Annotated in this window: 20 protein-coding genes; 11 read left to right on the top strand and 9 right to left on the bottom strand. The window is 44.3% G+C overall.

Annotated features, from left to right (window positions below; translation table 11 throughout):
• Positions 1-3 precede the first annotated feature (3 nt).
• From VK179_03885 to VK179_03915, 7 genes are all read right to left on the bottom strand, one after another.
• Positions 4-564, bottom strand: coding sequence for a cysteine hydrolase family protein (locus VK179_03885; GenBank protein ID HLO57855.1), 561 nt, complete (start codon positions 562-564; stop codon positions 4-6).
• Complete coding sequence (locus tag VK179_03890) at positions 561-911, bottom strand: DUF308 domain-containing protein (GenBank protein HLO57856.1); 351 nt, start codon at positions 909-911, stop codon at positions 561-563. Before VK179_03890 ends, VK179_03885 begins: the two co-directional genes overlap by 4 nt.
• Positions 912-1,018: 107 nt before the next feature.
• The gene (locus VK179_03895; protein ID HLO57857.1) at positions 1,019-1,498 is read right to left on the bottom strand and encodes a hypothetical protein; all 480 of its coding nucleotides are present in this window, start codon (positions 1,496-1,498) and stop codon (positions 1,019-1,021) included.
• 118 nt (positions 1,499-1,616) lie between these two features.
• Positions 1,617-1,961: a cupin domain-containing protein gene (locus VK179_03900; GenBank protein ID HLO57858.1), complete on the bottom strand. Its 345-nt coding sequence runs from the start codon at positions 1,959-1,961 to the stop codon at positions 1,617-1,619.
• Positions 1,962-2,138: 177 nt separating this feature from the next.
• Positions 2,139-3,923, bottom strand: coding sequence for a DUF4139 domain-containing protein (locus tag VK179_03905; GenBank protein HLO57859.1), 1,785 nt, complete (start codon positions 3,921-3,923; stop codon positions 2,139-2,141).
• A gap of 92 nt (positions 3,924-4,015) precedes the next feature.
• Entirely contained in the window at positions 4,016-5,200 is a 1,185-nt protein-coding gene (locus VK179_03910; GenBank protein HLO57860.1) for a serine hydrolase domain-containing protein, read from the bottom strand.
• Between the two features lie 3 nt (positions 5,201-5,203).
• Entirely contained in the window at positions 5,204-5,821 is a 618-nt protein-coding gene (locus tag VK179_03915) for a hypothetical protein (protein ID HLO57861.1), read from the bottom strand.
• Positions 5,822-5,919: 98 nt separating this feature from the next.
• Between VK179_03915 and VK179_03920 the strand changes: the two genes are divergently transcribed.
• Positions 5,920-7,362 (top strand): alpha-L-fucosidase, encoded by a 1,443-nt coding sequence (locus tag VK179_03920; GenBank protein HLO57862.1) that lies wholly within the window; start codon positions 5,920-5,922, stop codon positions 7,360-7,362.
• A 288-nt stretch (positions 7,363-7,650) separates the two neighbouring features.
• Positions 7,651-9,525 (top strand): ABC-F family ATP-binding cassette domain-containing protein, encoded by a 1,875-nt coding sequence (locus VK179_03925; GenBank protein ID HLO57863.1) that lies wholly within the window; start codon positions 7,651-7,653, stop codon positions 9,523-9,525.
• Positions 9,526-9,676: 151 nt separating this feature from the next.
• Here VK179_03925 and murQ read toward each other — a convergent pair whose 3' ends face one another.
• Together murQ and VK179_03935 are read right to left on the bottom strand one after the other, a co-directional pair.
• Complete coding sequence (murQ, locus tag VK179_03930; protein ID HLO57864.1) at positions 9,677-10,495, bottom strand: N-acetylmuramic acid 6-phosphate etherase; 819 nt, start codon at positions 10,493-10,495, stop codon at positions 9,677-9,679.
• Positions 10,492-11,331 carry a hypothetical protein gene (locus VK179_03935; protein HLO57865.1) on the bottom strand — a complete coding sequence of 280 codons (840 nt, stop codon included), beginning with the start codon at positions 11,329-11,331 and terminating at the stop codon, positions 10,492-10,494. The genes murQ and VK179_03935 overlap by 4 nt, the downstream gene beginning before the upstream one ends.
• A 97-nt stretch (positions 11,332-11,428) precedes the next feature.
• On the opposite strand from VK179_03935, the gene VK179_03940 reads away from it, so the two are divergent.
• The 9 genes from VK179_03940 to VK179_03980 all read left to right on the top strand — a co-directional run bounded on the left by VK179_03940 (position 11,429) and on the right by VK179_03980 (position 26,179).
• The gene (locus tag VK179_03940; GenBank protein ID HLO57866.1) at positions 11,429-14,491 is read left to right on the top strand and encodes a hypothetical protein; all 3,063 of its coding nucleotides are present in this window, start codon (positions 11,429-11,431) and stop codon (positions 14,489-14,491) included.
• Positions 14,488-15,957, top strand: coding sequence for a glycosyltransferase family 2 protein (locus VK179_03945; protein HLO57867.1), 1,470 nt, complete (start codon positions 14,488-14,490; stop codon positions 15,955-15,957). The genes VK179_03940 and VK179_03945 overlap by 4 nt, the downstream gene beginning before the upstream one ends.
• A 28-nt stretch (positions 15,958-15,985) precedes the next feature.
• Complete coding sequence (locus VK179_03950) at positions 15,986-16,951, top strand: DUF4922 domain-containing protein (GenBank protein HLO57868.1); 966 nt, start codon at positions 15,986-15,988, stop codon at positions 16,949-16,951.
• Positions 16,938-18,281, top strand: coding sequence for a SpoIID/LytB domain-containing protein (locus VK179_03955; protein HLO57869.1), 1,344 nt, complete (start codon positions 16,938-16,940; stop codon positions 18,279-18,281). Before VK179_03950 ends, VK179_03955 begins: the two co-directional genes overlap by 14 nt.
• 105 nt (positions 18,282-18,386) lie before the next feature.
• Positions 18,387-20,054, top strand: coding sequence for a hypothetical protein (locus VK179_03960; GenBank protein ID HLO57870.1), 1,668 nt, complete (start codon positions 18,387-18,389; stop codon positions 20,052-20,054).
• Positions 20,051-21,574 carry a family 10 glycosylhydrolase gene (locus tag VK179_03965; protein ID HLO57871.1) on the top strand — a complete coding sequence of 508 codons (1,524 nt, stop codon included), beginning with the start codon at positions 20,051-20,053 and terminating at the stop codon, positions 21,572-21,574. The genes VK179_03960 and VK179_03965 overlap by 4 nt, the downstream gene beginning before the upstream one ends.
• Positions 21,571-22,707 carry a dipeptide epimerase gene (locus VK179_03970; GenBank protein HLO57872.1) on the top strand — a complete coding sequence of 379 codons (1,137 nt, stop codon included), beginning with the start codon at positions 21,571-21,573 and terminating at the stop codon, positions 22,705-22,707. Before VK179_03965 ends, VK179_03970 begins: the two co-directional genes overlap by 4 nt.
• 11 nt (positions 22,708-22,718) lie before the next feature.
• The gene (locus VK179_03975) at positions 22,719-25,457 is read left to right on the top strand and encodes an FAD-binding and (Fe-S)-binding domain-containing protein (GenBank protein ID HLO57873.1); all 2,739 of its coding nucleotides are present in this window, start codon (positions 22,719-22,721) and stop codon (positions 25,455-25,457) included.
• A 65-nt stretch (positions 25,458-25,522) separates the two neighbouring features.
• Positions 25,523-26,179: a hypothetical protein gene (locus VK179_03980; protein HLO57874.1), complete on the top strand. Its 657-nt coding sequence runs from the start codon at positions 25,523-25,525 to the stop codon at positions 26,177-26,179.
• Positions 26,180-26,194: the final 15 nt, after the last annotated feature.

Genomic DNA, 26,194 nt, shown 5'->3' on the forward strand with positions numbered 1-26,194 from the left:
TTTTCAGGTCAACAGATAGTTACTGGTTACCTCAATTTTTGCATAGGTTTGATTCAATGCTGCCAGGAAACTTGTCTGAACATCTGCCGCTTTGGCTTTATTGCCATTTAATTCAAGATCTTTTGTGGCACAGGCATCTCCTATGAGAGTTATTGTGAAACCAAAATCTTTTGCGGCTCTCACAGTGGCATCTACGCACATGTGTGTCATCATACCGCAGATTACCAGGTCAGTTATTTCTGATTTTCTTAAATAACCTAGCAATTCAGTCTCCCTGAAACTATTGGGGAAATGCTTCACGATTACTTTTTCCTGTGGTGCCGGTTTTACATAATCATGAATTTCAGCGCCCTTTGTTCCGGGAAGAAAAAATGTTGCGGTGGGTTTTAAGGCAATGTGTTGTACATGCAATACAGGCAGTTTATCATTCCTGAATTTTTCAAGTATCCATTTGGTATTGTTACCTGCCGTCTCTGAACCAACCAACGCCATATTACCGTTTTCAAAATAGTCATTCTGGATGTCAATCAGCAATAGGGCTGTTTTTGTATTTTCCTTGTTCATGGTTTCAGTACTGTTTTGGTTCTGGTTAGTTGGGTGTTAATTATAATAATTAAACAACAAACGATCGCAATTATTTCCATGGCTTTAAACAAAGCGGAAACGGATGCTAATTCCGGAATGCCGAATTTAATAATTGACAGGGTCATTCCGATCAACGGAATGAAAATTCCCAGGTAAACGGGGTACATTTTGCTGTTAAGCAGGAGTGCTCCGATGATACAGTACACCACTCCGAATGCCAGAATGCCGATACTGCCGGGGATTTCGGATTTATTAAAATATTCGACAAAATGTAAAACTCCTGAAAACAGCAGGAGTATAGCTGCAAGGATTCTTAGTGTTTTCATCAGGTTTATAATTGAATTTGGTCTAAACTTCTAAACTTCTAAACTTCTAAACTTCTAAACTTCCAAACTTCTGAACATCAAACCTCAAACCTCAAACCCCAAATCCTTCACTTCCCAGGCCTGTCGGCATCAATCACCTGTCTTAACCAGATAAAATAATTACTCCGGTTGTACCTGATCATTAAATCACAAATCAGCAGGTTTAATTTATAATCCGAACCATGTGCCCAGGCGAGGCTGCGTCGCAGCGAATCACCGTCAATGATCACCCAGCTGGTGTCATTAAGAACTTTTGTATTATAATATTCCCTGGTTATTGCGCCCTGCAGAATACTTGGTTTATGAGGAAATTCATACGTTTCCAAAACAGAATTCAACAGAGCGCAATCTTTCTGGCTGACCTTTCTCTTAGTGAACCGGCTTGTTCCGTCTTCATTAATCAGCATAATGCCGTTATTATCCTTTCTGTCGATGAATACGGTGTAGCCTTTATTAAAAGAAGGCCATATCTGCCATTTGAACATAAAATCCTGGCAATACAACGAATTACAGATAAAGGCGATCAGGACAGAAGTGATGAATCGCATAATCGGGTGTTGGTTTCTGTAAGCACAATTTATCAAAATTTCCGCTTTTCAAATAACTGTTTGTCAATTTTATAACCTGATGCGTCAAAACAAACCTCAAACTTCAGACCTCAAACCCTCAAACCACATCTCTTACATGATGCTCAAACTCCGCCTCCCATGCCGGGGCTGTTATGCAAACCTGCTTTAGTGAGCCTTTGTAATAAAACCGTTTGCCCGGGGGAATTAAAAGCACATCACCGGATTCCACGGCAAAGGGTTCGTCTTCAATGTACCATGTTCCTGAACCTTCAATGATATAGAAAATAAAATTGCTTTTACTGTGATAGAATTCTTCATGGTGGCCGGTCTGGGTTTCCTGGTATACTACGGCTGCTTCCGGGCATTGGTCTTTGGAATTATATACACGCATTTTCACGCCCTGTTTTTCGAATTCTATGGCCTGGTTTTTTTTTATCAGCATGGTGGGGTTGTTTTTTTTCGGTCATCTCATTGCAAGATACAAATTATTGCCTTAATCATTGCGGCTGCCTCAGAAAACACACAGCCTCTCACCCCTCGCCCTCTAAGAGCCTGTCCCGCTTTGGCGGGAAGAGAGGCTGGGGTGAGGTGTGTTGAATAATTGGCAAAGAAGCCGGTATTATTCTAAAACAACCCTTTTATCCTTCGGGTATTTCACGGAATATTTAATGATCAGTTCCTTCGATTCATTCGGATTTAGCTTGACATTCCATGATAATTTGCCGGATTCGGAATCAAGCACACCTCCTGATATTTCAAGAATTTCCACCTGGATATCTTTTTGGTTGGAAACCGGAATTTGGTCAATTACTTCGGCACTTACCGGGTAAGATTTATTATTTCGAATACTAATCTTATAACCCAATGTCTCCTTTTTATTGGAACCAATAATTCTGCTTTCAGAAAAAGCACTTACTTTTTCACGTTTGATACTGATATTATTGTCAATTCCAAATGATAATTCTAACGTATCACTGAATTCTTCAGTGTTGATTGTTGTTTGGCCCACATAAGTGTTTTCAAGGTATATGTTTGATTCCCCATTAATAAATTCTGCCTTGTACCATTCAGGTATTTTGGCAATCAAGAATACATTTTCGGCATTTGCCGGCAAAGATTGATAATCAAATTCGGCCTGAAGTTGAGATTCTTTAAAATTAACGGTAACAGGCGTGTTATTCGATTGTATGGTCTGAAGTTCATCCACTTCATATTCATTTGAGGTTTCCCTTTTTGTAATAACAACAGGAGGCGCTGAAGATTCTTCCCTGCCTTTTTTAGTTGTAACAAGTATTACACCATTAGCAGCCCTGTTTCCATATATAGCTGTAGCTGAAGCGTCTTTAAGAACCTTCATTTCGGCAATATCATCAGGACTCAGAGCAGAAATATCACTTATGGGTTCCCCATCTACCACATATAATGGACTATAATCGCGATTGTATGAATTGATTCCCCTCACTTTTACCTGTTCTGAAGTCCCCGGGGCACTATCTTCCATAACCTGAATACCGGCCACCCTTCCCTGCAATGCAAGAACTACAGGATTATAAAACTGCAGGTAATAAGGACTGAATTCAGGTATTTGCGCTGACAAATCCGTTTTTGCTGTTGACAGGGCAATCCTGACATTTTTCCAATCGACGCCGGTGTTTTGATTGATGGTTGCCTTGTAGCTCACGGCCAGTGGTTTGTCTGTGCCATTAAACCGGATATCATACGAGGGATACCAGGAGGCATTGTCGACGAGATAGGAAAACAGGATGGCTGTGTTTTTATTTTGTTTCGCATCAATTGTAAGTACAATGGTTCCCGAAGGCAAATTACCGCTTGTATTCAGGGAAATTATCTGGTTATTCAGTTTATCCAGTTCTTTTTTATAGTCTGAAATCACTCGTTGCCTTTTTAAAATTTCAAGATTAAGGAACTCCACATTATCTCCATAAAGGTTATTCAGGGTTTTAAAAGTTTCAGGATTCACGGCCTGTTCTTTTCCCGTTATGTCTTTGTTCGCATCTAAAAAATCAAGCTTTTTCTGCATGATCTTTATCCTTACTTCTTCATCCTCAATCTTATATTGAGTTTCCGTATACTCATTTTTGAGATTGGCTATTTCTGTGTTTTTATCCAGTTCATTGATGTAATCCGTTTGTTGCTGTACATTAAGAATGGTAAAGGAACCATTTCCGGTCACCCTGATGCTTTCCTTTTTTATATAAGGTGACAGACCGGTGAATTTTAGCGTCAACCTGCCTGGGGTCAGCACCAAATTGGCTTCACTTTCAATTTGTGCACCCCGGGTGTATACGGTAACTTTTTTTATTGTAGAATTCACTTCCCGTGTTTCCTGCGCATATGCTTTGCCAACGCAAAGGATAAATACTGCAAATACTATTTTTTTCATGAGAATGGATTTTATGGATAAGGTGCAGGATGCTCATAAATTCCATAAAACTGAATCCTTTTTTCCCATCCTCCAGAAAACGTATGCTATGCCTATTGTACCGATAACACGGTTTCAAATATTTTCTCCATTGCTTTTCTTGATTGCACCAGCTCATCCAGCTTTCCATAATTGCCATTAACAGCCCAGGTTATGGTTACCCCGGGTTCGGGAAAATAAACCATGGAAGCACAGTACCCGATGGCATCGCCACTATGTATATAGGCAGGACCGAATTTGGTATTGATTCTGAAAATACCGAGCCCAAAGGAAGTCTCAAACTCATTTTCATCGTTTTTTGGATTCTGCCATTTCAACATTTCCTCCATAGAGGTTTTTGAAATGATCTGTCCGTTGAAAAGTCTGGTCAGGAAAACATTCAGATCATAGGCATTAGAAATCAACCCGCCATCTGCGGTATAATAATCCCATCCGCTGTAATATGTAGAATTGATCAGGTTCTTTTTGCTGTAAAAATCAACATAACCCCGTATTATGCCTTCAGGCACCGGGTCGGGTGCGGCACAATGGGTATGGGACAGTCCTAAAGGACGAAATAATGTCGTTTCAAAAACTTCATAATAAGGTTTCCCTGTCACCTTTTCAATGATCATACCCAGCAATACGTAATTTGTATTGGAATAACGCACATCACTTCCCGGTGAAAAGTAGGGATCCTGTCCCCTGGCGTAATCAAGCAGTTCTTCAGGATGCCATATCTTTGTGAGGTTATTTAATGAAGCTGTCTGGAATTTAAGATTTTGGATATAATTGTAAATGCCGCTGGAATGCTGCAATAACTGCCGAATGGTGGATTGGCCGGAATTCTTTAAATCTTCGGTTTCTTTATCCGGAAGATACAGTGATACCGGATCATCGAGGTTGAGTTTGCCTTCTTCCTGCAATTTCAGTATGGTTACAGCAGTAAAGGTTTTTACTGTGCTGCCTACCCTGGTGACCTGGCAGGGTCTCAACTCTGCTTCAGAGGCCAGATCGGCATATCCTGCTGCACCTGACCAATAGCCGTTTGCTGAATCATGCACGGTAAGCATGATCCCCGGGATTCCCGAATGAACTATGTTTTGCAGAAGATCCTCAATATACTGGGCACGCGGATAGGCGGGATTGTTTTCTTCCAGGGGAACACGGCAATCATAATATGATGAAGGGAAGATTTCATCCTTGGTACAAGTCCAGATTACCGGAAACAAAAGTAATGCAGTCAATACCTTCTTCATGGTTCATGGGTTTTTGAACGGATACAGCTTAACACCAAGATGAACATCAGAATGTGACATTAACGGGATAAACCCCGGTGAGTAAGGATACTCAATCCATGATTTGTAAAGCACAAAAACTTCCGGGGATGAAAGATCTGATGTTTTTAAATTGTAACCTAAGCCCAGCGTAAAAGAGGGCATCAGTCGCGAATTACCTTTATCAGAGGATGGCTTATATCCATTTCCGGTAAAACCGTATTCCTGCTGGGTGTTAAAGGTGCGGAGATAACCCAAACCTAACCGGCTTTTGAAATTCAAACCAAAATTCGTTTTCACATCAAATGCCAGTTCAATATTCATATATAATCCCTGGAATAAGTTCTTGTGAAACATATAACCTACGTTTACCGTGGGATATAGGGCAAAATGTTGTCCCTGCTTCCATTGAAATTCAGTACCTGCCTGTATACCCGGGTGAACTGGTGAGTTGAAGAAGGTAGTGTAAGGAATGGATGTTGATTCATTAAAAAGTGAAATGGTTAAGGGCTGTTGGGCAAATGTGAAATTGCTGTGCAAAATGTTAAATACAAAAAGTAATACAAATAACCCCCTTTTAATCAGCCTGTTTAAAAAGTTCATGATTGTATTGTTATTCTGCATACGTCAAAATTAGGTTAATTAAATCGATTTCATGAATTTTAACTATCTTCATTACCCTCTAATTATATATATCAACCATGAAAAAAATATTGTTCTTCTGCATGGCTGTAAGCGTTGCTGTTTCCGCTTTTTCTCAAAGTTATGAATCGAAATGGGCAGCCATCGATTCGCGTAAAGCGCCTGCCTGGTTTGCCGATGCCAAGTTCGGCATCTTTATCCACTGGGGTGTGTATTCGGTACCGTCCTATTGTGCAAGAGGCTATGCCGAGTGGTATTGGAAACATTATACCGATCCCGGCCAAAAGGACGACTATGCCTCCTCCTTGAAATTTCATAACGAAACGTATGGAAAAGATTTCCAATACTTCGATTTTGCCCCCATGTTTAAAGCTGAACTTTTTAATCCCGATGAATGGGCTGATATCTTCCAGCGTTCGGGTGCAAAATATATTGTTCCCACATCGAAACACCATGACGGATTTTGCCTTTGGCCCAGCAAAGAGGCCGATGAAAGCTGGAGAAGGCCATGGAACGCGGTTTCAAACGGACCGCATCGCGACCTGATGCAGGACCTTTCAACAGCAGTCCGCAATAAAGGGTTGAAATTCGGGTTTTATTACTCGCTGTATGAATGGTACAACCCGCTCTGGCTGCAGGATAAGCAAAAATATATCTCAGATCACATGGTGCCCCAGTTCAAGGATGTGGTCAACCGCTATAAGCCATCGGTGATATTTTCGGACGGTGAATGGGAGTTGCCCGACAGTGCGTGGCACAGTGTGGAACTGCTTACCTGGCTTTTTAATGAATCGCCCGTAAAGGACGAAGTGCTTGTTGACGACCGCTGGGGCGGAAATACAAGAGGCAAACACGGCAGCTATTTTACTTCGGAATATGGTTCGGGCATGGCCCCCGGAGTGTTATGGGAAGAAAACAGGGGAATGGGGTATTCCTATGGATACAATCGCGTGGAACGACTGGCTGATTACCGCACAACCCGGGAACTTCTTGTGATGCTTTGCGATATTGTAAGCCGCGGAGGTAATTTCCTGCTTGATATCGGTCCTTCAGCCGATGGAAAAATTCCAGTTATCATGGAAGAAAGGCTGCTGCAAATGGGCGACTGGCTGAAGACAAACGGTGAGTGCATTTATGGTACACGGCCATGGAAACAAAGCTACCAGTACAGCCAGGGAAAACTCCCGGAGTACAAGGAAGCCAATTACGCATCCGACTTTGACATTAACAAGATGATCATCCCTAAGAACGACGGAACCGCCAGCGTTGAAGCCTTTTTCACAACCAAAGGAAAAACGCTGTACTGTATTCTTCCATGGTTCCCTTCACAAGGGTTCACAATTAAAGATTATACCCTTGCCCCGGGTGCAAAAATCAGCCTTATAGGGTATAGTTCCAGAATTGATTTTCAGCAGAAGGGGAAAGATCTTCTGGTTAAAATTCCTGCATTAAGTCCGTCTGAAGTACCGCCTTCCGGAATTTATGTATTAAAAGTGGAGTAATCGGGGTCGGACCAGATTATGGTTCAGTAAATCAATCTAATAAGTCCAAAAAAGAACCGTTTTTTGCTCTTAGAGGACCATTTTTGATGCCAAAAATGGTCCTCTAAGAAAATAATCGTAGCACATTCTGCTCACGAATTTATTAGAGGCTCATTTTTAGGCCTAAAAACAGGCCTCTAAGATTTAAAATTAGCTTAAATTAGAGGTTAATTGTCAATATATCAATATTTTAGTTTGGTCCGACCCCGAATAATCCTTTTTGCCTATCTTTGTGCCCTTTGAATGTTTATGAACGTTTACCTCCAGGTTGAAAATGCAAGTAAGAATTTCGGGGATATAAACCTGTTTTCAGGGATCAGTTTTACTATAAACGAGGGACAAAAAGTTGCACTCATTGCTAAAAACGGCTCAGGGAAAACCACGCTGCTGAATATTCTGAAAGGCCTCGATACCTTTGATTCCGGGGAGTACTATATAAACAGGGACATTAAAACCGGTTACCTTCAACAGGATCCACAATTCAATCCTGAACGTTCTCTCTTTGAAACTATTTATGATGCCCCGGGTGAATTATTGCTCGCAGTGAAGAATTATGAGCAGGCTCTTGCTGAACACAACCACGATAAACTGGAGGCTGCCAATGCCCAAATGGATTTTCATAACGCCTGGGATCTGGATGCCCGTATAAAGCAAATCCTAACCATCCTTAACCTGCATGATGAAAACCAGAAAGTGGGTACCCTTTCCGGCGGACAGGTAAAACGCCTGGCGCTGGCGGTGGCATTGATCAATGAGCCTCATTTCCTGATCCTCGACGAGCCTACTAACCACCTTGACCTCAATATGATCGAATGGCTCGAGGAGTACCTGATGAAATCAAGGATTACGCTTCTGATGGTCACCCACGACAGGTATTTCCTCGACCGGATATGCGACCAGATCATTGAAATCGATGAACATTCATCCTACAGCTATACCGGCAACTATTCCGCTTTCCTTCAGAAAAGGGCGGAGCGGATTCTGAACAAAGCATTAAATGCTGAAAAGGCTCAGAATTTAATGCGTAAAGAATTGGATTGGATGCGCCGTATGCCTAAGGCGCGCACTACAAAAGCAAAATACCGGATCGATGCGTTTTATGATCTGAAGGAGAAGGCCGAATATCGCAGGAAAGATTCACAGATGGAAATTGACGTGAAGTCGTCAAGGCTTGGTAATAAAATCCTGATTATGGATGAGATATCCAAGAAGTACGATGACAATGTAATTCTTGACCATTTCAGTTATAAGTTTTCAAAGGGTGAAAAAGTCGGTATCATCGGTCCGAACGGGGTAGGTAAGACCACATTTCTGAATATCATAACCGGTGCCATACAAGCCGATTCCGGTCGGCTTGATCATGGCGACACAGTTGTTTATGGCTATTATAAGCAGCAGGGCCTCACTTTCAAGGAAGGCAAAAGGGTAATCGACATTATACAGGATATTGCCGAAGTGGTTTATACAGGCAGTGACAAACAGTTTTCTGCTACCCAGTTTCTCAACCGGTTCCTGTTCAGGCCTGAAATGCAATATGTACAGGTTGAAAAACTCAGCGGGGGAGAGAAAAGGCGTCTTTACCTGATGACAGTGCTTATGCTGAATCCGAATTTCCTGATTCTTGATGAGCCTACCAACGACTTTGATATCCTTACCCTGAATGTACTTGAAGAATATTTGGCTGAATTCAAAGGCTGCCTGATCCTGGTTTCGCACGACCGGTTTTTCATGGATAAGCTGGTGGATCATCTTTTCATTTTTGAAGGAAATGGTGAAGTATATGATTTCCCCGGAAATTACAGCGAATACCGTGCATCGCAGAAAATGCAGGAAATTGAAAGCCGGAGGAATAAGGATCAGGATACGGCAAAGAAAGCAGATGTTCACGAAAATAAACCGGCAACAACTGCGACCAAAAAATTAAGCTTTAAGGAAAAGAAGGAGTTTGAAACACTTACTGCTGAAATTGAAGCGCTTGAAAAAGAAAAGCTTCAGCTTGAGAATTCATTGGGCAGCGGCAATATGAAGCCCGACGAACTCATTAAGGCATCCAACCGGATAGCAGAGGTTATAAAATTAATTGATCAGAAAACGGATCGGTGGCTGGAGTTGAGTGAAATTTGAAGTTATTACATTAACTGTCGGTCAGACGAAGTCGGAGACTTCGCCTAGCATTGCTTCGTCTTATCCAGTATCCAGCATCAACCAGAACTTCTTAAATCGTAAATCAGTGTTCGATGTTCGGTGTTGTTTTTAGTCTGTCAGCATCCAGCATCTACTTCTTCACCCCATCCAGCGCCTTCCTCACCGATCCATACTTCATCAGCAGCTCATGCGCCGTATCATAATCGAGTGAAAGCTCTTCCATGATCATCCGGGTGCCCCGTTTTACAAGCTTTTTGTTGGTGAGCTGCATGTTCACCATTTTATTGCCCTTCACTTTCCCAAGTTTAATCATCAGGGTAGTGGAGATCATATTGAGGATCATTTTCTGCGCCGTGCCTGCTTTCATGCGTGTGCTGCCTGTAACAAATTCGGGACCTGCAACCGCTTCCACCGGGCATTCTGCCGCTTTGGCAAGCAATGATCCGGGATTACAGGTAATACACCCTGTAAGGATCCCGTTTTCCCTTGCCTGCTGAACACCTCCTATCACGTAAGGAGTGGTGCCTGATGCGGCAATGCCGATCACGGAATCATCCTGGTTAATCTTGAACTGCTGAAGATCTTTCCAGGCCTGGTTCGGATCATCCTCTGCATTTTCAACAGCCCTTCGGATGGCTGTGTCGCCACCGGCAATGAGTCCGATTACCAGTTCATGAGGGACACCATACGTCGGCGGTAATTCGGAAGCATCCAGGATTCCCAGCCGGCCGCTTGTACCAGCGCCAATATAAAAAAGTCTTCCTCCGTTTTTCATTTTCTCCAGTACCCTGTCAATGAGGACCTCAATTTGTGGTAACACTTCATGAATAGCCCTGTGAATCGAAGCATCTTCACGGTTGATGCCCGTTATAAGCTCCTTTACAGTCATCTGTTCGAGATTCTGAAAATGTGAAGGCGACTCTGTGACGCTTTCCTGTGTGGTTTTCATGATTGCTGCATATGATATTCAATCAACCCGTCAACCGGACTTTCAGTAATGATTCCGGCAGTATAACCCAGTTGGAGGGCTGTTTCCTTTAAAATTCTGCTGAAATGGAAGGCAACGCCTCCTGTAAAATGAACAGGAAGTTCCCTGGCTTCAGGATATTGCCTCACATTCCTGTTGAAGAATTCGGTAAAGCTGCTGCGAACCAGGTTTTGCATATATTCATCATTGATATTGTCATGGATAAACCGGGTAAATGCGGCCAGAAAACGATTCGGGAAAGGTTTCTTATATACATGATCCATAATTTCAGCGGGCTTGTAAGAATACACAGTGTAAAATTTCTCCTTTAACGGTTCAGGCAATTGATTTTTAAGCAAATCAGCAACCAGCTTCTTTCCCATTACCGCCCCGCTGCCTTCATCGCCGAGCATAAAACCAAGCGGGGATACGTTCTTTACTATTTTTACACCGTCGTAATAACAAGAGTTCGAACCGGTTCCGATAATGCATGCAATTCCGGCCTCATGTCCGCAAAGGGCATGTGCCGCCGCCATCAGGTCAGTGTCGACAAACAGTTCGTTGCATTGAAAGTACCTGGACAATGCGGTTCTTACAGTCTGATTTACATGCTGGCTGATGCACCCTGCACCGTAAAAGAATATCGCTTCAGGCCTGATTTTTTCAGGGAAATCCTTTTGGAGTAAACTTAAAATGGTTTCATCATCCTGGTACATCGGGTTAATTCCCGGAGTATGAATCTTATTCACAGTGCCTGACTTGGTGTCGGTAATACACCATGTGGTTTTCGTTGATCCGCTGTCGGCTATGAGTATCATGTGATGCAAATATAGCAATTGTATAAACACGGGCCTGAGGGTTGTTAACAACGCAATATCATTGTGAAATAACGCCTGAATTAATAAATTTGGATTTATGCAAAAACCTAATTCACCTTCAATGAAAACCGGGTTTATAATTATTATCTTTTTTATTCTGTTTGTCCCGCTGAATGCACAGGATGTCCGTTCAGTAAGGCTTGAAAAAAAAGCCATGCGGCGCTCGGTTTTTATTCCGGGTATGTTTTCGGAATGGAAGCACACCGGTGGTGTGAATGTCGATAGCATCCGGGTTTACAAAGCGGAAAAAACAATTTACTATTTTTTCAACCCGTCAACAACCCACATACCGGTTCGCAATGAGTGGGAAACCAATTTGCGCATGCGAATTAAACAGGCGCTGGGAAAACGCTTCAATGATTACACCATTCATTTGCTTGCCCGCAACAGGGAATTGGAAGAATATATTCCGAATGCATACCGTGAAACTATACAAAACACAGATAAGAAACGCACAGCGAAGTCATACCCCGGCCCGGCACTTGTAAGACGCCTGGATCAGCCAGTTTTCCGAAACGGTCTTTCAGATCATCACATTGCGATCTGGCCAAGTCACGGTTTCTTTTTTGATCAGCAGCTCGACCGCTGGCAGTGGCAAAGAGCACGGTTATGGCAAACCGTTGAGGATATTTTTCCATGGTCCTTTACCTCGGCATACCTTGTACCCATGCTTGAAAATTCGGGTGCTGTTGTCATGCTTCCGCGCGAAAGGGATCCCCAGGTTCATGAAGTGATTGTGGACAATGACGGAAGTACAGGCCTGTCTTCGATTTCAACAACCGGTAGCTGGACCTCCAATCAATATAAAGGATTTAAATGGGCAGATATTCTCTTTTCCAATCAGAACCCGTTTCTTGACGGAACCAGCCTGTCTTCATCCTCCCATACTTCCTCGGTCACTTATATCCCTGATATTCCTGAGTCCGGCGATTATGCGGTTACAGTAAGCTATGCAAAAACAGAGGCATGTGATACCGGTGTTAGGTATACTGTTCATTACGACGGAGGATCTGAAACCTATACTGTTAACCAGTGCATGGGTACGGGGACCTGGATTTACCTCGGTACCTTCCATTTCAGGAAAGGACAGAATCAACGGATTGGTTCAGTTACCCTTACCGGATCCGTACCGGGTGCCATACTCTCAGCCGATGCAGTCCGTTTCGGCGGAGGAATGGGAAATGTAGCCCGTAAGCCGGGAGACGAGGTGATTGCAAAACAGCGTTCATCTGTCCAGGGAGTGCCCGATGTGATAGCTACTCCGGATACGTCTGTTTTTAATTATGTATTGAGCGGAAAACCACGCTGGATGGAAGGGTCGAGGTATTATCTCCAGTATGCCGGTATGCCTGACACGCTAGTTTATACCTTGAGCAACGGAAAGAACGATTACAACGATGATTATATGTCGCGCCCCGAATGGGTGAATTATCTCATCGGACCTGCACAGGCCCAGTACAGCCAAAAATATTCCTCCGGCCTTGATATTCCCCTGGATCTATCACTGGCTTTCCATACCGATGCCGGCGTTTCATGGGGAGACACCATTATTGGAACTCTTGGTATTTACAGCACTACCCGCAATGAAGGTTTTTTCCCTGACGGCCGTTCAAAAATGACAAGCCGCGACCTGACCGACCTGGTTCAGACCCAACTTGTAAATGATATCAGGAGAGAAATCAATCCCATTTGGACCCGAAGAGGAATGTGGGACAGGGAGTACTCGGAAGCCTGGAGGCCTGTGGTTCCTTCAATGCTTCTGGAATTGCTTTCACATCAGAACCTGGCCGACATGAGGATGGGACTGGATCCCCGTTTTAAATTCATTGCATCAAGGGCAATTTACAAGGGTATTCTAAGATTCCTGGCCACTGAACAGGGTTATGATGCCGTAGTTCAACCGCTGCCTCCTGACCACATGGCTGTAGAATTGATCGGTGGAAAGCAGGTCCGCATAAGCTGGCAGCCGGTTGCCGATTCTCTTGAACCTTCGGCAAATGCCGAAAGTTACAGGGTATACGTTAAAATTAACGACGGAGGTTTCGCACCGGGTGTTCCGACAGCACAAAAAAGCATGGTGTATGAGCTACCCGAGTACAATGCAGTTTACAGTTTCAGGGTTACAGCCGTGAATAAGGGTGGTGAAAGTTTTCCTTCAGAAACGATTTCAGCAGGCATCCGACCCGGTGATAACCACCCGGTTCTCATAGTAAATGGCTTTGACAGGGTAAGTGCTCCTGCATTTTTTGACAAGTATGATATGGCAGGAATAGCATCCTGGCAGGATGAAGGAGTGCCTTATAGTTATGATCTGAGCTTTACGGGCAGCCAGTATGATTTCACCAGGAATTCAGAGTGGATAAACGATGACAACCAGGGATGGGGAGCCAGTCATGCCAACATGGAAGCATCAATGATACAGGGAAATACATTTTCGAATCCTGCTGTCCATGGCAAATCGTTACTGGATGCAGGCTATTCTTTTGTTTCAGTAAGCGATGAAGTTTTCGAATCACCCCGCTTTATAAAAGCCGTGTATCCGGCTATTGATGTAATCTTCGGCGAAGAACGAGGGGTGAAATCCTTACTCTCAGATTCCGTCGCAGATTTCAGGCTGTTTACCCAGGATTTTATAAAGGCGGTTCAGGAATATACCAGTATCGGTGGCAACCTGCTCATTTCCGGCGCATATGTTGGTACCGATATGGCTGAGAACAGCGATTCAGCCGCCATTCATTTTGCCTCCGACGTCCTTCATTTTTCATGGCGTACGAATCATGCCACCACTATAGGTCTTGTTCAGGCAACTGATGCAGGTTCTTCGCTTTTGCCTTCCTCGTTTGAGTTCAATACCGGATGGGATAGTCCCGTTTACAGGGTAGAATCCCCTGACGCCATTGAACCATCAGGAAAAGGAGCTTTCAGAATATGTCGATATGCCTCAGGGAGCACCAGTGCCGGCGTTGCCTATTCAGGTAATTACAGGACAGTTATTTTAGGTTTTCCATTAGAAACAATTACAGACGAAAGGCAGAGGATGGAGGTTATAGGCCGCATTATGCAATTTCTTACATCCCAAACTGCCATAAAGAAACTATGAGTACACTTACCATTTTTATTCCTGCCGGTGAATCCGTTGATCTCAGGCAAACTATAGCCGCATTAAAAAGCACCGGCGTTGACATGCAACTATTTCTGCTATCAGGTGAACCCCTGCCGGACGAATTCTCTGAGTTTTCCCGGCTTCCGGTTACATCGATCTTGTCTACCGAAGGATTGAAAAAAATTTCGGTTCACATCAATACTCCGTATACTGTTCTCTACACAAGAAAAGAACCACTGATGCCGGGGCCGTATGTCTTTCAGCGTATGATCCAGGTAGCAGAGGCCACTTCATCGGCCTTTGTATATTCGGATTATTATGCGGTGAAAAACGGGCAGACAGTTGCGAATCCACTCATCGAATATCAGGAAGGCAGCCTCAGGGACGACTTCAATTTCGGTTCACTGCTTCTGTTTGAAACCGGTGCCTTTCTTGATGCGGTATCCGGGATGAAACATAATTACCGTTTTGCCGCGCTGTATGATCTGCGTCTTAAGCTGGCACAAAAATATAGCTTTTTCAGGGTCGCCGAATATTTGTATACCGAAACCGAAACCGATTTACGAAAATCAGGGGAGAAACAATTCGATTATGTAGATCCGAAAAACAGGGAGGTACAGATCGAGATGGAAAAAGCATGCACCGAATACCTGAAGGAAACGGGCGCATGGCTTGCTCCTGTTTTCAGGAAAATCCGTTTTGATGAGCATCCTTTTGCCATGGAAGCATCCGTAATCATTCCGGTTAAAAACAGGGTAAAAACAATTGCAGATGCTGTGAATTCTGTGCTTATGCAAAAGCCATCCTTTCCGTTTAATGTCATTATTGTTGACAACCATTCTACCGATGGTACTACGGAAATCCTGCAGTCGTTTGCAGCAAAAGATGAAAGGGTTGTTCATGTAATCCCTTCACGGAATGACCTGGGGATAGGAGGGTGCTGGAACGAAGCGGTTTTTCACCCTGCCTGCGGCAAATTCGCCATCCAGCTCGACAGCGATGACCTGTATATCGATGAAAATGTTATTGCCCGGATCATTGATGAATTTTACATTCAGAATTGTGCAATGCTTGTTGGTTCCTATAAGATGGTCAATTTTAAACTTGAGGAAATACCTCCCGGAATTATTGACCACAGGGAATGGACACCTGAAAACGGCAGGAACAATGCCTTGCGGATAAACGGACTGGGTGCACCGAGAGCTTTCTATACCCCGGTTTTGAGAAATATCAGGGTACCCAATGTCAGCTATGGAGAAGATTACGCTCTGGGAATCACGATCAGCCGTTATTACCAGGTTGGCCGTATTTATGAGCCGGTTTACCTGTGCCGCCGTTGGGAAGAGAACTCTGACGCGGCTCTTGACGTGATAAAATTAAATACATACAATTATTATAAGGATAAATTAAGGACCATTGAATTAAAAGCCCGTCAATTGTACATTCAACAGGGCCAGGTCTGAAAATCTGCATATTTTTAAAAATTCTACTTTGAAAGAAATCAATGAATTATATAGTCGGCAACTGAACGAATGGGAATTTGCACGACAGAACTATGAGGGCTTGAAGAATGTTACTATTAAGACATTTCAAATCAGCCGGCATAATTGGCATGTTCAATTTAATCCGAAGCGTATCATATCCACGGCAGCAAAAATAGATCAGAAATCGCTGAACGACAGGCCATGTTTTCTTTGTGAGAACAACCGTCCTCCTGAACAGGAAGCCTTTTCCTGGCGGGAATATGTTGTCCTGCTCAATCCTTACCCGGTATTTGACAGGCATTTTACAATTCCGACAACCAGGCATATTCCTCAACTTATCCATGGCAGGTTCAGGGATATGCTTTCACTGGCAGAAGAGCTGGATGATAGCGTTATTATTTACAATGGGCCCAAATGCGGGGCTTCAGCGCCTGATCATATGCATTTCCAGGCTATTCCCCGAAACTTATTACCCGTTGAAACCGGTTTCGATACAGCGATTCAGGAGGCTGTTTGCGGAAGTACAAGATTGTACAGGTGGGAAGATTTTTTGTCACACCCGGTCACCCTTACCAGCAATGACCCGGAAGAACTGGCCCTGATATTTGAAATGGTTTATCATTGGCTGAAAAGGTTAATAATCCAACCAGTTGGAGTCCGCCTGGACCTGACAGAGTTTGATCATGAACCCATGATAAACATGCTTGCACTTTACAATCATAACCGCTGGGTTGTACATGTTTTTCCGAGAAAGAGCCACAGACCCCGCCAATACTTTGCTGAAGAACCTGAAAAGATTTTTATCAGTCCCGGCACCATCGACATGGGAGGCGTACTGGTAATGCCCAGGGAGGAAGATTACAATAAAATATCGGCATCCGATATTATCGATATTATGGAGCAGGTTTGCATGGATGAAGAGTTCATTATAAAACTGATCAACGAAATAAAAAAAGAATATGATTCAATTTGACAGAGCTCCCGAAGTGTGTGTGGGAATCCTGACGGCAGAAGAGATCCGCCTGGAGTTTAAAGGAAACTATTACGATGACAGAAACGATCTACAGCTTTCGGGTCTGTTGACAGCGCGCAATGAAAACGGGCGAATTCTGTTACGGGGCGACTGCACCAGTTTTGTGCTGGACAAGGAAGTCTGGCTGAGGCATGAAAATGCCGGTGATACCTTCAAAGTGTTCCAGGTTTCCATTGGAATAGGCTTCCATTGGGAAACGAACGAAGAACAGGTTTTCAGAGGCGGGCTTAAAATATTGGTGAACGGGAAAGGCCTCACCATAATCAATGTGATTCCCGTTGAGGATTACCTTGTCAGCGTAATTTCTTCAGAGATGAGTGCCCATTCATCGACTGAGCTTCTTAAAGCTCATGCAGTGATATCAAGGGGATGGCTGCTCGCCCAGATTGAAAAGGGCAGGAAACTGAAGAAAAAAAACGAGGCGTACAAATCGATTTTTGAAAACGAGAATGAGCGTGTTAAATGGTATGACCGCGAGGATCATGAAGATTTCGATGTTTGTGCCGATGATCACTGCCAGCGCTACCAGGGTATAACACGGGCTGTCAGGCCCGAGGTCGATCAGGCCGTGATGGATACATGCGGCGAGGTGCTTATATCCGACAATAATCTTTGCGACACCCGTTTTTCAAAATGTTGTGGCGGGGTTACCGAAAAATTTGAAAATGTTTGGGAACCTGTCACACATCCTTACCTGCAACGCATCTATGACAACAATGGAACTTCCGCTGACACGGCCGGAGATCTGAGTGACGAGGAAAATGCACGCCGGTGGATCAAATCGAATGACGAAGCATTCTGCAATAATACCGATAGTAAAGTGCTTTCGCAGGTGTTGAATGATTATGACCAGTCGACTCATGATTTTTACCGGTGGTCGGTCACATTGAAAGGCAAAGAACTCGGTGAGCTGATCCGTAAAAAGATAAACATTGATTTCGGTGCGATAGAAGATCTTGTCCCCGTTCAGCGGGGCGCTTCAGGCCGACTGATCAAACTGAAAATAATCGGTTCAAAAAAGACAATGACTATCGGTAAAGAACTTGAGATCCGCAAGGCTTTATCTCCCAATCATCTTTACAGTTCAGCTTTTGTGGTTGACAAGCGTAAGCTTGATGATGACAACGAATTTATTCTACATGGTGCAGGCTGGGGCCATGGTGTAGGCCTCTGCCAGATCGGCGCCGCTGTTATGGGCGAGAAAGGCTATAATTATAAGGAAATTTTGAATCACTATTTCAGAGGTGCAGAATTGACAAAAGTTTATTAATTTCAAAAACCTGACAGCGTCGGAGACCTGTCAGCGTTTTTGAAATTTAATATAACGCTGACAGGTCCTTCGGACGCTGTCAGGTTATAACAAACACGAATTTTCATGTCAAAAAATCAATCCTCGATAAATCCATGGTTATGGATTCCAACCTTGTATTTGCTTCAAGGTATTCCCAACGCCATCGTTCAAACCACATCAGGCCTGATCTATACAACCATGGGAATTTCAGTGGCGGCACTGGCCTTCTGGACCAGCGTCATCTATCTTCCCTGGGCTATCAAACCGCTTTGGAGTGCTTACGTTGAGGTCATCTCAACAAAAAGAAACTGGATTATAGTTACCCAGATCCTGCTCGGGGCTCTTTTTATTGCCGCCGGCAGCGTGATGCCGCTTAAATTTTTCTTCCCTGTATCCATCAGCATATTCGCCATCATTGCATTTACATCGGCGAGTCACGATATAGCAGCCGACGGTTTCTACATGCATGCGCTCGACCAGCACAACCAGACTTTCTTTGTCGGCATCCGCAGCACATTCTATCGCATCGCCATGCTTACGGCCACCGGCTTTATCCCTTTGCTGGCAGGGTTAGTGCAGGAGAAAACAGGACTGGATCCGGTCATGATCAAAGTGGATGCGGTGCAGGTAAGCCGGTATCAGCCAATCGATGCACCGGTGCTTACTGATTCCGTTGCAACCGGCAAGCCGTATATTGTGCTTCATCCGGCTGATATTACAATACCGCTTGTACAGCCCGGGATTTCTGAGTCGGATACCGCCGTTACCTGGGTTACTCTTTCTGCACCCCCTGAAGAGGGAAAGAGAATTGTGCTCAACCTTACTTTCAAGTCAGGGAGCAAGGATATAAAACTCTCCAATAAGTCGGGCCGGTTTGAATTCACCAGTCAAAACTGGAATAAGCCGGTTAAGGTTCTTTTCAACATAAACCATAACCTTGATAAAACTACCACGGCTTCTTTCAAAGTCACTGCAGGCAATGTAGCTTTCAGCTGGACCGCATCACTTATGATGCTGGGCATCTTCCTGATTTTACTGGCAGTTTACCATAAGTTCATACTTCCAAAGCCTGTTGAAATTAAAACGGCGAATTCAGTGAATCTGAAAGTTTATGGTGAGGTGTTCATTTCATTTTTTAAGAAGCCAGGAATTGTGCCTGCTCTCCTGTTTTTCCTGCTTTATCGTTTCGGCGAGGCTCAGTCGATCAAAATAGTAACCCCGTTCCTGGTAGCATCAAGGGCATCGGGTGGTATCGGACTTACGCAGGTTCAGTTTGGCATTGCCTATGGAACCATTGGTATGATTGCCCTTACACTGGGCGGAATTCTCGGAGGGATGTATGCTTCAAAATACGGTTTGAAGAAGCTCATCTGGATCATGGCGCTGAGCATGAACTTACCTAACCTTGGACTTTTGTTTATTGCCACCACTCAACCCATGCCGGGCGATTGGTCGGTTTATGGAGCCATTGTCCTTGAACAGTTCGGCTATGGCTTCGGATTCACGGCGTACATGCTGTACATGCTGTATTTTGTGGGCGACAGTAAATATAAGGCAGCTGAGTACGCTTTCGGCACTTCATTAATGGCCATAGGCGTCATTCTGCCAGGGATGCTTTCGGGATATATGCAGGAATGGCTGGGCTATCACGGGTTCTTTGTCTATATCATGTTCTGCACGATTCCCGGCATGCTGCTGATTCCATTCCTTAAGATCAATCCTGATTTCGGTATCAAGAAAAGCAAGTCATGAAACGGTATGAGTTATCTTTTCTATTGCTGGTAAGCCTTTTCCAGCCGTTTGTTTTGCATTCTCAAACCGCTCCTATAAGGGAAATGCGTGCCGTTTGGATTGCCACTGTTGAAAACATAGACTGGCCCTCATCACAAACATTAACAACAGAACAGCAGAAGAATGAAATGATCTCGCTGCTCGATCTCGTTAAGGACTATCATCTCAACACCGTTGTTTTCCAGATAAGGCCCTGCGCGGATGCCTTTTATTCTTCATCGTTCGAACCCTGGTCGCAATGGCTTACCGGCACGCAGGGAAAGGCCCCTGACCCATTTTATGACCCTCTTGAATTTGCAATAAGCGAATGCAGGAAAAGAGGCATTGATATTCATGTATGGCTTAATCCTTACAGGGCTGTTCGAGATACATCACGGAACTTTACATCGCCGTCTCACATTACAAACACTCACCCTGAACTTTTCATTGATTATGGCTCCACGCGGTATTTTAATCCCTCCTTGCCCGAAACACGTGATCACGTATCCCGGATAGTTGCTGATATAACCCGGAGATACGACATCGATGCCATTCACATGGACGATTACTTTTATCCGTACAGGATAGCTGGTGCTCAGTTTCCCGATGACAGTTCGTTCAACCGCTATCATGGCACTTTTTTAGCGGAACAGCGCGATGACTGGCGAAGGCACAACGTGGATCTGATCATACAACAGATCCGTGACAGCATAAAAGCTATTAAACCATGGGTTGAATTCGGAATTTCACCATTCGGCGTATGGCGCAATGCGGCCCGTGATAGTACAGGTTCTGCAACGAGAGCAGGCCAGACCAATTACGACGATCTATTTGCCGATATTCTGAAATGGCAGAAAGAAGGTTGGATCGACTATGTGGTCCCACAATTATACTGGCATATCGGTTTTGAAGTAGCCGATTATGCTGTTCTGGCCAGGTGGTGGAACGACCATGCCTATGGATGTCCGCTTTACTTAGGGCAGGCGTTTTACAGGATTGATAAAAAGTCAACCACCAAAGCGTGGCGAAAAGCAATCCAGATAACCGACCAGGTTCAGCTAAACCGCCGGTTACGCAATATCAGTGGCAGCATGTTTTTCAGTGCTAAATACCTGCGGACGAATCCTCGGCATCTGAAAGAGAAATTGCTGAAAGAAGTATACCGTTACCCCGCTCTGAACCCTGTAAATAACCGGATAACTCCCATAATTCCTGCTTCTCCCGTTGTAGCACAACTGAGGACAGTAAATGATTCAATATACCTTGAATGGAGTGAGGAAGAGAATGCAAAGAATTATGTTATATATAAATTCCGGCACAGGAAAAAGCGCGATTATACCAACCCATCCAACCTGTTCTTTGTAACTTCTGAAACCTCGTTGTCTTTAAAAAGGACAATAAAAAATACTCCTCGAAGATGGTATTATGTAATAACTTCGCAAAGTAATACAAATACTGAAAGTGAACCGGTTGACTTTTCTGAATTACCTTATGGCATATGATAAATTCACGTCGGAATTTTCTGAAATCTATCGGTCTTATGGCAGGAGCTGCAAGTTTACAGTCGTTTGATTATGAAAAGTTGAAAAATCAGCCTTTCCCGGTTTCAAAAGACCCGGTTTTAAAGCTTCAATTCCAACCTTATGAGTTGCAGTTAAAACATGTTTTCACCCTGGCTGCCGGATCAAGGAAGACAACCCCTGTAATGCTTACCACGGTCAGCTGGAATGGCATCCAGGGTTTCGGTGAAGCTTCCATGCCTCCCTACCTGGGCGAATCGCACGCCACTGCCACTGAGTTTCTGTCGAAAGTAGACCTGTCACGTTTCCGCAGTCCTTTTCTCATGGAGGACATTCTTGAATATGTAGATGGTCTGGCACCGGGAAATCATGCTGCCAAAGCCTCAGTTGATATAGCTCTGCATGATCTCACCGGCAAACTCATGAGTCAGCCATGGCACAGGATATGGGGATTAAACCCTCTCCACGCACCCGATACTTCTTATACTATAGGAATTGATAATCCCGAAATGGTTGCCAATAAAACAAGGGAGGCATCTGCATTTAACATCCTTAAAGTGAAGCTTGGCGGAGGGAACGACAGGGAGATGATCCATGCTGTGCGATCGGTTACCGATGTGCCTTTAGGAGTGGATGTGAACCAGGGATGGAAAGTAAAAGAGGAAGCCCTTGAAATGATTCAATGGCTTGCCGGACAGAATGTGATTTATGTTGAACAGCCAATGCCCAAAACAATGCCCGATGACATTGCATGGATAACCGCTCAAAGCCCGATTCCTGTGATTGCTGATGAGGCAGTGCAGGTTCCGGCCGATGTTCCGAAGATGGCAGGAGTGTACAACGGCATAAATGTTAAGCTCATGAAATGCGGTGGCCTTAGAGCCGCTTTCACCATGATAAGCATGGCCCGTGCATGCGGATTGAAAGTAATGATCGGATGCATGACAGAAACCTCATGTGCCGTAAGTGCAGCATCGCAGCTTTCGCCATTGGCCGATTGGGCTGATCTCGACGGAAACCTCCTGATCAGCAATGATCCCTATAAAGGAATTCTGATTAAAAAGGGGAAAATAGTTATTCCCGGAGATGCCGGAATTGGTATTGAAAAAGTTTAGAGAGGAAGGATTTGAAAACACGTTACGCTCAAATAGCCCATGAGTTGAAGAAATCAGGATATGCTTCGCCTGTCTTCACTGATCCGCTCTATACCCTGGCAAAGGGAACAGATGCCGGGCTCTACAGGCTGATCCCAAAACTTGTGGTCCAGGTGAACAACGAACAGGAGGTCCTCCGGGTTTTGGAGTTATGCCGCCAGGCACGAGTGGCAGTGACATTTAAAGCCGGCGGTACAAGCCTTTGCGGTCAAACCATATCCGATTCTGTGCTTATAGAAACCGGTCCTTCATTTAATAAATACACAATAGGCCATAAGGGTTCTGAAATAAGCCTTCACCCCGGAATAACAGGGGGACTGGCAAACACAGTCCTGAACCGGTTTCATAAAAAAATAGGACCGAGTCCTGCTTCCATTGCCTCTGCCAAAATAGGAGGTATCATTGCCAATAATGCAAGCGGTGCCAGTTATGGAATCGCAACCAACAGCTATAATACACTGAAAGGTTTGCGGATTGTGATGGCCGATGGAAGTATTCTGGATTCACGTGATGTAATTTCGCGGAACCAGTTTGCAGCAGCACATCCGGAAATATTAAACGGACTCAAAAGGTTATCAGAAAAGGTTAAGTTTAATGAGAAACTTCATTCTTTTATCCGTCATAAGTACGTGCTGAAAAACACAACGGGATACGGGCTCAATTCGCTCATTGATTTTGACGATCCTTTGGATATGTTATGGCACCTGGCTATCGGATCCGAAGGAACGCTGGGTTTTATATCAGAAGCTACTTTCAACACGGTTGAAAGCCATCCTTTCAGTGCAGCAGCCCTTGTATTTTTGCCGGATATCCGCGAAGCATGCCGCGCCATAATTCCTCTCAGAAATTGCGAAGTAAGCGCAGCTGAGCTGATGGACCGGAATGCCCTCCGATCAGTCACCCTGAGCGGAGTCAAAGGGATAATCAGCGAACTCCCTGAAACCGCCGTAGCACTGCTAATCGACACTTCTGCACCCGATAAGGATATACTGAAGGAACAGGCCACCCAAATTACAGGTGTTCTCAAAGGAATCCGGACTCTTTACCCGGTTGAATTCATTTATGATCCGGTTGAATACTCCCGGATATGGAAGGTAAGGAAAGGGTTGTTCACTTCAGCTGCCGCCACAAGGCCTCCCGGCACAGCGTGCCTGATTGAAGATGTGGCCTTCAGCGCGGAAGTCCTGGGTGATGCTGTAGTTACCTTAAGACAGCTTATCAGCGATTTCAATTACGCCGGCTCGGTCATGTGGGGTCACCTGCTCGACGGGAATGTGCATTTTGTGATTATGCCTGATTTCAGAAAGCCTGATGAAGTTGAGAAATACAGGCAATTCATGGAAAAACTGGCTGACCTGGTGGTGAATGATTTTGACGGCAGTCTGAAAGCCGAGCACGGTACCGGCAGGAATATGGCCCCGTTTGTTGAAAAGGAATGGGGCCCCGGTTTATATGGCGTCATGAAAAATATTAAAAAAATTCTTGATCCCTCAAACATGCTTAATCCCGGGGTGATCCTGAACTATGATCCTGCTATCCATATTAAAAACATCAAGCTATTCCCGGTTGTCCACGAAACAATCGATCAGTGTATTGAATGCGGATTCTGTGAAAACGACTGTCCTTCAAAAAACCTGACATTGACTCCACGACAGCGGATTGTCGCTTACCGTGAAATTTCATCTGGCCATCCATTGAATTCCCGGCTCATGGCAAAAGCATTTAAGTACAACGGGGAGCAAACCTGTGCAACCGATGGTTTATGCGGACTGGCATGCCCGGTTGAGATCAACACGGGTAAACTGATCAAGGATCTGCGGTTTAACTCCCACGGTGCGCTTGCCAACTTTACAGCCGACACAGTTTCAAAACATATAGCATTTGCTTCCTCCTTAGTTCGCAGTGCGCTTAATGCAGCGGCTTTATTTCATATTCCGCTTCTGAAGGGACTTATGCCTCATGGCAGGCATAAGATCAGCCATAAATCAAAGGAATCGGAATTAAAGGTTGTGTATTTCCCGACCTGCATTAACCGGAGCATGGGTAAATCTTCGGATTACGGCCGAGATCAATTGGCACTGGTGGAGAAAACAATCAACCTTCTGGAAAAGGCAGGGTATGAAGTGATTCTCCCCGCAGGACTTGATAATCTTTGTTGCGGTATGGCCTTTGAAAGTAAAGGCTTTTTCAGCCAGGCTAAAAAGAAAGCGGATGAACTTGAGAAGGCTTTACTTGAGGCAAGCAGGGGCGGCCAAATCCCGGTTTATTGTGATATGAGTCCCTGTTTGTTTCACATGAAAGAAACGCTGTCACCAAAACTGAAAATGTATGAACCGGTGCAGTTCATTCTTGAATTCCTGGTGCCACGATTGACTTTTTCTAAATTGTCCAAAAGAGTTGCCATCCACAGCACATGCAGCACCATAAAAATGGGCATTGGACCGGAATTAGTGAAGCTGGCCTCAATGTGCTGCATCGAGGGAGTTGTGCCTGACGATATTGGTTGCTGCGGTTGGGCAGGCGACAGGGGATTTACAAAGCCCGAACTCAATAAATCGGCTTTGAGTACATTAAGGATAAAAATCCCTGAGGATATTAAAGAAGGTTACAGCACAAGCAGGACCTGTGAAATCGGGCTCTCTCTCCACAGCGGAATCACCTACAAATCGATAGTTTACCTGGTGGATGAAGCCACCACGCCATTATACTGACAAAACAGTGCAACCCCTGCGCAAAACCGTTGTCTTTTAAAGTAAACTATCCAAAATTTCAGCATATGAAAAAGTTAAATCTTATAATAGCACTTTTGCTTGTAGCCATGTATTCACAGGCACAATCTGTCGAGGATTTATTTGAACGAAGCGATGTTTCGGTGACGTATCTGGGCATTGATTTTTCACACGTTAAGCTTATCGGCAATTTTGCTGAATTTGCCGATGCCGGCCGGAAAAATGTGATGGAAATACGGGATATCTATTTTCCGAAATGGAACATGGTAGTGGTGAATGAGCGGGAAAAATTTGACCTGGCTGGGATGTTAAGAAAAAGCGACATTTATTATGACACTGATATAATGAGTGTTGTGAATTCCCAGACCCGGCTTGACGAGATGGAAGCGATGAATACAGTTAAATTTTCCGATGAGGACATTGCATCCTTTATATCGCAGTACGATCTCTCGGGCAAAGTGGGCATTGGTATTGTATTCATTGCCGAGTGCCTCAACAAGAGCGCTGAAGACGCCATCTTTCATTTCGTTGCATTTGATATGAAAAACGGTAACCTGCTGTTTCACCGCCGTTTACATGGCGATCCGAACGGTATTGGACTCAGGAATTACTGGGTCAACTCGCTCTACCGCATCATCAATAACATAAAGTTCTTTTATTTTGATGAGTGGAGGGTGACGGCGCTACTTCGTAGCTATTCGTGAATCCATGATCGTCAT

Source organism: Bacteroidales bacterium (assembly GCA_035299085.1).
In the GTDB taxonomy this organism is placed as follows: domain Bacteria; phylum Bacteroidota; class Bacteroidia; order Bacteroidales; family UBA10428; genus UBA5072.

Bases quoted from the DNA above. Each gene is read 5' to 3' on its own strand.
- VK179_03885 (HLO57855.1), bottom strand. From the start codon at position 564: ATGAACAAGGAAAATACAAAAACAGCCCTATTGCTGATTGACATCCAG.
- VK179_03890 (HLO57856.1), bottom strand. From the start codon at position 911: ATGAAAACACTAAGAATCCTTGCAGCTATACTCCTGCTGTTTTCAGGA.
- VK179_03895 (HLO57857.1), bottom strand. From the start codon at position 1,498: ATGCGATTCATCACTTCTGTCCTGATCGCCTTTATCTGTAATTCGTTG.
- VK179_03900 (HLO57858.1), bottom strand. From the start codon at position 1,961: ATGCTGATAAAAAAAAACCAGGCCATAGAATTCGAAAAACAGGGCGTG.
- VK179_03905 (HLO57859.1), bottom strand. From the start codon at position 3,923: ATGAAAAAAATAGTATTTGCAGTATTTATCCTTTGCGTTGGCAAAGCA.
- VK179_03910 (HLO57860.1), bottom strand. From the start codon at position 5,200: ATGAAGAAGGTATTGACTGCATTACTTTTGTTTCCGGTAATCTGGACT.
- VK179_03915 (HLO57861.1), bottom strand. From the start codon at position 5,821: ATGAACTTTTTAAACAGGCTGATTAAAAGGGGGTTATTTGTATTACTT.
- VK179_03920 (HLO57862.1), top strand. From the start codon at position 5,920: ATGAAAAAAATATTGTTCTTCTGCATGGCTGTAAGCGTTGCTGTTTCC.
- VK179_03925 (HLO57863.1), top strand. From the start codon at position 7,651: ATGAACGTTTACCTCCAGGTTGAAAATGCAAGTAAGAATTTCGGGGAT.
- murQ (HLO57864.1), bottom strand. From the start codon at position 10,495: ATGAAAACCACACAGGAAAGCGTCACAGAGTCGCCTTCACATTTTCAG.
- VK179_03935 (HLO57865.1), bottom strand. From the start codon at position 11,331: ATGATACTCATAGCCGACAGCGGATCAACGAAAACCACATGGTGTATT.
- VK179_03940 (HLO57866.1), top strand. From the start codon at position 11,429: ATGCAAAAACCTAATTCACCTTCAATGAAAACCGGGTTTATAATTATT.
- VK179_03945 (HLO57867.1), top strand. From the start codon at position 14,488: ATGAGTACACTTACCATTTTTATTCCTGCCGGTGAATCCGTTGATCTC.
- VK179_03955 (HLO57869.1), top strand. From the start codon at position 16,938: ATGATTCAATTTGACAGAGCTCCCGAAGTGTGTGTGGGAATCCTGACG.
- VK179_03960 (HLO57870.1), top strand. From the start codon at position 18,387: ATGTCAAAAAATCAATCCTCGATAAATCCATGGTTATGGATTCCAACC.
- VK179_03965 (HLO57871.1), top strand. From the start codon at position 20,051: ATGAAACGGTATGAGTTATCTTTTCTATTGCTGGTAAGCCTTTTCCAG.
- VK179_03970 (HLO57872.1), top strand. From the start codon at position 21,571: ATGATAAATTCACGTCGGAATTTTCTGAAATCTATCGGTCTTATGGCA.
- VK179_03980 (HLO57874.1), top strand. From the start codon at position 25,523: ATGAAAAAGTTAAATCTTATAATAGCACTTTTGCTTGTAGCCATGTAT.